Origin of the sequence: Persicitalea sp. (assembly GCF_041751555.1) — a bacterium.
Lineage (GTDB): Bacteria > Bacteroidota > Bacteroidia > Cytophagales > Spirosomataceae > Persicitalea.
The window spans coordinates 1-6599 of the sequence record NZ_JBGSXF010000480.1 but is presented as its reverse complement, the minus strand read 5'-3'; the positions used below and the strand labels follow the sequence as shown (position 1 = coordinate 6599).

At 50.8% G+C, this 6599-nt stretch carries 7 protein-coding genes; 5 read left to right on the top strand and 2 right to left on the bottom strand.

Annotated elements, in window-relative coordinates; all coding sequences use genetic code 11:
- The coding region (locus tag ACEW8P_RS16930; RefSeq protein ID WP_373514255.1) for a gliding motility-associated C-terminal domain-containing protein at nt 1–754 on the top strand (754 nt) is incomplete at its 5' end.
- 16 nt (nt 755–770) lie between these two features.
- Here the strand turns inward: ACEW8P_RS16930 and ACEW8P_RS16925 are convergent.
- Entirely contained in the window at nt 771–998 is a 228-nt protein-coding gene (locus ACEW8P_RS16925) for a hypothetical protein (protein WP_373514254.1), read from the bottom strand.
- Between the two features lie 126 nt (nt 999–1124).
- Here ACEW8P_RS16925 and ACEW8P_RS16920 point away from each other — a divergent pair, with 126 nt between their 5' ends.
- Together ACEW8P_RS16920 and ACEW8P_RS16915 are read left to right on the top strand one after the other, a co-directional pair.
- Nucleotides 1125–2507, top strand: coding sequence for a leucine-rich repeat domain-containing protein (locus ACEW8P_RS16920; RefSeq protein ID WP_373514253.1), 1383 nt, complete (start codon nt 1125–1127; stop codon nt 2505–2507).
- 301 nt (nt 2508–2808) lie between these two features.
- On the top strand, nt 2809–3162 hold the full coding sequence (locus ACEW8P_RS16915; RefSeq protein ID WP_373514252.1) for a YtxH domain-containing protein: 354 nt from the start codon (nt 2809–2811) through the stop codon (nt 3160–3162).
- A 171-nt stretch (nt 3163–3333) separates the two neighbouring features.
- On the opposite strand, the gene ACEW8P_RS16910 is transcribed toward ACEW8P_RS16915, so the two are convergent.
- Nucleotides 3334–5067 (bottom strand): M3 family oligoendopeptidase, encoded by a 1734-nt coding sequence (locus tag ACEW8P_RS16910; RefSeq protein ID WP_373514251.1) that lies wholly within the window; start codon nt 5065–5067, stop codon nt 3334–3336.
- 129 nt (nt 5068–5196) lie between these two features.
- On the opposite strand from ACEW8P_RS16910, the gene ACEW8P_RS16905 reads away from it, so the two are divergent.
- Nucleotides 5197–5628: a response regulator gene (locus ACEW8P_RS16905; protein WP_373514250.1), complete on the top strand. Its 432-nt coding sequence runs from the start codon at nt 5197–5199 to the stop codon at nt 5626–5628.
- 117 nt (nt 5629–5745) lie between these two features.
- The coding region (locus ACEW8P_RS16900) for a serine hydrolase (RefSeq protein ID WP_373514249.1) at nt 5746–6599 on the top strand (854 nt) is incomplete at its 3' end.

Sequence of the window (6599 nt, the reverse complement as noted above, 5' to 3'; positions counted from 1 at the left end):
CGTGGCCTCCGACGACCGCACCGTAAATGTGAAAGCCGCTCCGAATGTCCGTCTCGGCCCGGACACGACGCTTTGTTACGATCCCGAATTCCAACTGGTAGCTGGCACCATCAGCGAAGCAACTTACCAATGGTCGAACGGGCAAACAACCTCCAGCATCAACCCACGCTTTACGGGTACTTACTCCGTCACGGCCACCTTAGCCGGATGCAGCGGCAGCGGCTCTGTGAAATTGGTTTTCCTACCGTCACCCAAACTGGAACTCGCCCCCGAGTCGCCGTTATGTACGCCCGAAAATGGCACCGCCATTTTGGACAGCCGAGGCGGCTCGAACCAAAAGTACTTCTGGCCCGAAACGGGCGATACCACCAGCAGCATTACGGTCAGCCGTCTGGGGCAGTACCGCGTTATCGCCACCAACCGGGAAGGCTGCACACTAGCCGACACCACGCAGGTGGTGGATCGCTGCGACCCGCGCATTTACGTTCCCGACGCCTTTACACCAAATAGTGATGGCAACAATGACCTGCTCGATGTCTTCGGGCTGTACTTTGTAGATTTTGAGATAAAGGTCTATAACCGCTGGGGCGAGGTCATTTACGCCGCCAATAGCATCGACGAGAAGTGGGACGGCACTTACAAGAACCTGAAAGTACAGCCAGGGGCGTACCCTTACGTCATCACCTACGGCAGCGAGTACTACCCCGACCGTCGCCGAGAAAAGCTGCGCGGGTCGGTGATGGTGATTCGGTAGTCTTCAAATTCTCTAATCAACGCTTCCCCCGCATATTCGACAGCGTAATGGCAATCCCCGCCATACTGGAAAGCACAAACAGCACATTGGCCGTCAGCGTCAGGTAATCGTCCGTGGGGTGGGTGCCCCCGTAGAAGTCATTCTTCAGCAGCAGCAAAAGCAAGTTTAACACTCCCGCCAGCAACAAAAGGATAAACAAGACCAAAGTGAGTTTGGCTTTTTGGGGACTGTTTTTCTTTTCCATACAGATTTAATAGGCAAGGTAATCCCACGATATGAAAAAATCGGCGGGCGCGAAATATTTTTCGCAAAAAAACTAGTTGTTTAGTTAAGTTTGCAGAAAAGTACTTTCACCTAAACCCGTCGTGCTATGAAAAATCTTATCTTTTTGTCTTTTCTGTTGATTTTCGGGAATTTGCAGGCGCAGCCTAAGGTAGTGTCTCGCGAGGATTTTAAAAATAGCGCCCTCACTACCCAGCAGCTCGCTAAAGACTATCCCGGCATAATACCGGACGGAGCAGGAAGGCAATCATTCAACGAAAGCCTGGTAAAAATCATCAAAGCAACAGTGAGCAAAAGCGCTATGACTAACTATGTGCTAAATTATACTGCCTATGTCAATGAATCGGGCAAAATTGATCTGCTGGTTTATGGTATTTTCGGCGCAAAAGTTACGAGCGATTTTTTACGAGCCAACCTGAGTGACAACCTTCCGGCAAATCTAATAGGCTGGGAACTGAAAGAAAGTGGAGGGAAAAAATTTAAATTCTCTGGAATGTTCTCGATGGGGCGTCCGGTTACTCCCCGCAAAGTGCGCAGCGGCGATAGCCTGATCGGCACCCTCGAAGCGGCCCGCACCCAGGTGGACACGCTAAGAATCAAGGGTCTTCATCTGAATCAGTTGGAACTGACCGAAGTACCCTACGATCTCATTTACCGCTTCCCGAACCTGGAAGTGCTAGATCTGCACGACAACAAACTCACCACCCTGAACCTGGACATGGCCCGGCTACCGAAGCTAAAAAACCTGGATCTGCGTATGAATCAGATTGGCCACGACAAACTGAAACTGACTAGGAATAAGTCGCTCAAAATCCTGAATCTCCACACCAACGGCCTGACGGACTTCCCCGACGCTGCCCGCTCGTGCAAGCGACTCGAAAGCCTGTGGTTAGGCGGTAACAAGGAACTGGCTCTCAGCAACCGTAGTTTTCGCCATCTGCGCAGCGTCAACGACCTGAACCTCTATGGCTGCGACCTCGCGACGCTGCCGAACGGTCTTCGCAAGCTGCGCCGCCTACAGGTGTTGGATTTGTACTACAATCAATTCACGGAACTGCCGAAGTCAGTCACTAAACTGAGGAAGCTCAGCCACCTGGCCGTGGCTAATAACCAACTCACCGCGCTACCCGCCCGCATCGATCGCTTAAAAAGGTTGCAAGTACTCTACGCGCATCACAATCATCTGAGTAGTTTGCCCGAGCGAATAACGCGCTTTAAGAATTTGTATTTGCTCGATTTGGGATATAATTTTTACAGCGTCCTGCCCAAAGAAATATTGGCAATTAAAGAATTGCGGGAATTGGACATGTCCGGCAACAACCTCGCGACTTTCCCAGCGCCTTTGACGGAACTCGTGCATTTGGAGAAACTGCACCTGCGTGGCAATCCGTTCCTCCGGCAGGAATCCGAGCAGGCATATTTGCCTTATATCAAAAAGTTGGAAAGCCACCCGACGGAGGTGTACTATTGAGAAGCAAGAAAGTCTTCTGAATCAGGATTCCCATCTTTTCTTTCATGAAATAAGCGAGGACAAGAATCACGGCTCCTATCTCTAGACCCGTAAGAACCCGTTCGAAGAAATCTTCTATTCCTGCACCCAGACAAGGTGTGCAAGAATTATATTTCCATTGTTCATTTTGAAAAAAAATGTGGTAGTTCTGCCCCAGCCTCAAGTTGATTGGACAGAAAATCGCCATATATGTGCTTTGGCAAAATTTTAGTAAGTCAGGAATACAGTAAATCTCAATCTTGCAATCAAAAAACAGAAAATCATGAAAAATCTCCTGAGAGGGTTATTGGCCGGATTGGCCATTGGTTATTTGACCGCCCCGCGTTCCGGTAAGAAAACCCGCGAGCAACTGTCCGACAAGATCAACGGCTACAAAGGCCAGTTTAACGACGCCCGTGATAAAGTAGTGGGTTTTGTTGATGAAGTGAAAGACCAAACGGGCCTCGGCACACCGGGCGGTGTGACGGGAAAAGTGGAAAGCAAAATCGACCAGTATAAGGACAAAGCCGCCGAGACTAAGGAAGACGTCAAGGACAGCTACAACTACAAGGTGGAAAACGTAGCCGACAAAGCTAAGTCGGGTATCGACACCGCTGAGCAGACATTAAAGGTATAGAGTTTTGAGCAACGGCTCAGAATCAGCAATTCATGATCGTTTAGAAAGGTGATGAATGTAGGTGAGTTGAAAAAAGCCGGGCTGAATGGCCCGGCTTTTTTTGCTCTCGCTGGTCAATCATTGCGGTCTTTGCGCTTGACAACTCTATGAAATAAGTGCGATGGCAAGCTTCTAGGTATTTAGATCCGCTAATTCCTGACGCACAAACTCCATCAATTCCGTAATGTGCTTTTTGGAGAAATCGAACGGCACGCGGGCGGCTTCGTAAATTTGACCGATGGGGGCCGTGTAGCCTAGTTTCAGCGCGTCGAGGTAGCCCTTCAAACCCTGCGCGGGATTCTCGCGGTAGTTTTTCCAAACGCCGATGGCTCCTAATTGTGCGATCCCATACTCGATGTAGTAGAATGGCACTTGATAAATATGCAACTGCCGCTGCCAGGCGTAGGCGCGGTACTTCTCCAGACCCGTCCATTCCATCACTGAGTCCGTAAATTCTTCATAAATCCTGACCCAGGCGTCGGTGCGCTGCGCGTCGGTGTGGGCGGGGTTTTCGTAGAGCCAGTGCTGGAACTTGTCCACCGTGGCCACCCAGGGTAGGGTTTCAATGATCGATTCCAGATGCTGCACCTTGGCGCGGCGCAGGTCTTCTTCGTTGTCGAAAAATTCGTCCCAAAAATCCATCGTGAGCAATTCCATCGACATGGAGGCCAACTCAGCCACTTCCGAAGGTGTGTGCTTAAAAGAGTTCAGGGCCAGATCGCGCGTGACAAGCGAATGCACGGCGTGGCCGCCCTCGTGCAGCAACGTTACCATGTCGCGGAGGTTGGAGGTGGCGTTCATGAAAATAAACGGCACACCGATTTCGTCCAGCGGGTAGTTGTAGCCGCCCGGTGCCTTGCCTTTCCGTGATTCCAAGTCGAGGTGGCCCATGGCTTTCATAATCCGCAGACAATCGCCCAAAAAAGGATCGAGGCGGGTGAAGCAGCGAATCGTTTTGGCGAGCAGTTCGTCGCCGCTGGCGAAAGGTTTTAGTGGCGGGCGGCCCTGCGGATCGACTTTGGTGTCCCAGGGGCGCAGCGAATCGACTTGCAGTGTGTCCTTGCGCTGCTGCGCCATGTTTTCGAGCAGCGGCACCACAGCTTCGCGCACGGCAGCGTGAAACGTGAAGCAGTCCTCGGGCGTGTAGTCGAAGCGGCCCATTGCCGCAAACATGTAGTCGCGGTAGTTGGCGAAGCCCGCGTTGCGGCCCACTTCATCGCGTAGTTTGACCAGCGTGTTCAGCAGTTCGTCCAGCGTTTCGTGATCCTGATAACGACGGTCGCTGATGGCCCGCCAGGCTTCTTCGCGGACAGCGCGGTCGGTGGTAAAGAGACGGTCGCCTGCTTTTTGCAGCGTCATTTCGTCGCCATCCAGCGTCACAGTCATGGCCCCGGCGATGGAGCCGTACTTCTGCTCCTCGGTTTGGAGTTGGGTTTGCAGCGGCACGTTTTCATCGCGGAAAATCTCGATGGCCTTCTTCATGCTGCGAATCGTGATGTCGAATCCCGTGTCCGTCAATTCGCTCAGAAAAGGGCTGTCGGCGGCTTTTTTATCCAGGTCGTTGCCATAGACGGCCAACTTAGGCTGGATTTCGCTAATGAAAAACTGCAGGGCCTGTACCAATTCCTCGTTGGCTGTGTCGCAGGTTTGACGGATATAGCGCCAGGCAAAGTTTTCAGACAGGTAGGACTCCAATTCGCTGCGATCCAAAAACCACTGCCGCAGGTCGGCAACGTTATTGGTTTTCCGAGTTTTAAGGTCTTCGTAAAAAGGCTGAACGTCCGACCAACTGGTCAGTTTCATTTCTTCCCCGATGAAAGGTCGCGCGTGGCGTTGGGGTATCACGATAGGCTCTTCTTGATACATGGATGGGGTAATTTCTCGATGACGATGTGTTTCCCTAACGGGATTTGAAAGGACAAAGTTAGGGGAAGCCAGGATTTTATGCCTAACTTGATAAACCTTCCTTTATTCTCATGCTTTTTATGCCCGCTCATGCGACACGACACGATCGTTCTAATTGAAGATGATTCCGACGACAAAGAAATTCTGACCATGGTTCTGAAAGACCTTGGGATAGACAATCCGGTGGTGTGGTATCCCACTTGTGCCAAAGCTTTCGAGTACCTTAAATCCACTTCGGAAAAACCATTCCTCATTCTGAGTGATGTGAACCTGCCCGGAATCAATGGCATCGAGTTCAAACACCAAATTGATCAGAGCGAGTACCTGAAAAAAAAATGCATTCCCTATGTGTTTTACTCCACTTCTATCGACCAGGACTCGGTCGACGAAGCTTATAACAAGTTGACAGTTCAGGGATATTTTAAGAAATGCAGCGGATACGACGAAATCAAACAAACCATCAAGGTCATCTACGACTATTGGTCGATCTGTGAGCATCCGAGTGCCAATCAGGTTTGCTGAGCAGGGGCTATTCGGGGAGTTTGCTTAGCTTTTCATCCGGTTATTGATGCCGGATTCTGCCGCAGTCTCAGGTTTTAGCTATTTTCGTTTTTCTTGATTGGCTTAAAACCATTTTCAATGCCCAGGAATGCGCTTGTAATCAGTTATCTGTTCATCATTTTCTCGGTTGTACCAAATGCGCTGGCTCAGCCCAAGACGGACGCTTTTCTCACCAAACTTTTTTCTCAAAACGAAAATCCTGTTTTCCAGGAAGTGATTCGGCAGCCTGAAAAGTATCGGCTCCAAATCCTCTACACCCGCATCGACCGCAACGCCCGGAACAAACCGACATTTACGGATTTCGCTTTCAATCTGGATAGTACGTTTTACTTCAATCCCGCCTCCATCGTCAAACTACCTTTGGTATTGCTGTCTTTGGAAAAAATCAATCGCATGAATATGCCGGGCGTGGACAAATTTACGCCCATGCAGTTCGACAGTGCCTTCGGCGGGCAAACCCGTGAATGGTACGACACTACGGCCCAAATCGGCTTTCCGTCGGTAGCACATTTTATCAGGAAAGCTTTTTTAGTAAGTGAAAATGACCCCTACAGTCGGCTGTACGAATTTGTGGGCCAGCAAGCAATCAACCGTCGTCTGCACGGCATGGGCTACGCTGACACCCACATCACGCACCGTTTTGTGCGCATGTCGGCGGAAGAAAACCGCCACACTAATCCGATTCGCTTCGTGCGGGAAGACGGCTCGCTGATTCACGCTCAGCCTGCCGCTTACAATGCCGACCCGTTCGATTTTCGCCGGATTGATAAACTTGGGAAAGGCTACATGGCGGGGGACAGTCTGGTAAGTGAACCGTTCGACTTCTCAACTAAAAATAAGCTGCCGCTGGAAGCTTTCCACACGATGCTACGTGCGACTCTTTTTCCTGCCTCGGTACCTGCCCGGCAGCGCTTCGACCTGACGGAGGATGA

Excerpts from the sequence above, each read along its gene's own strand:
- ACEW8P_RS16905 (WP_373514250.1), top strand. The coding sequence starts at position 5,197 with ATGCGACACGACACGATCGTTCTAATTGAAGATGATTCCGACGACAAA.
- ACEW8P_RS16920 (WP_373514253.1), top strand. The coding sequence starts at position 1,125 with ATGAAAAATCTTATCTTTTTGTCTTTTCTGTTGATTTTCGGGAATTTG.
- ACEW8P_RS16915 (WP_373514252.1), top strand. The coding sequence starts at position 2,809 with ATGAAAAATCTCCTGAGAGGGTTATTGGCCGGATTGGCCATTGGTTAT.
- ACEW8P_RS16925 (WP_373514254.1), bottom strand. The coding sequence starts at position 998 with ATGGAAAAGAAAAACAGTCCCCAAAAAGCCAAACTCACTTTGGTCTTG.
- ACEW8P_RS16910 (WP_373514251.1), bottom strand. The coding sequence starts at position 5,067 with ATGTATCAAGAAGAGCCTATCGTGATACCCCAACGCCACGCGCGACCT.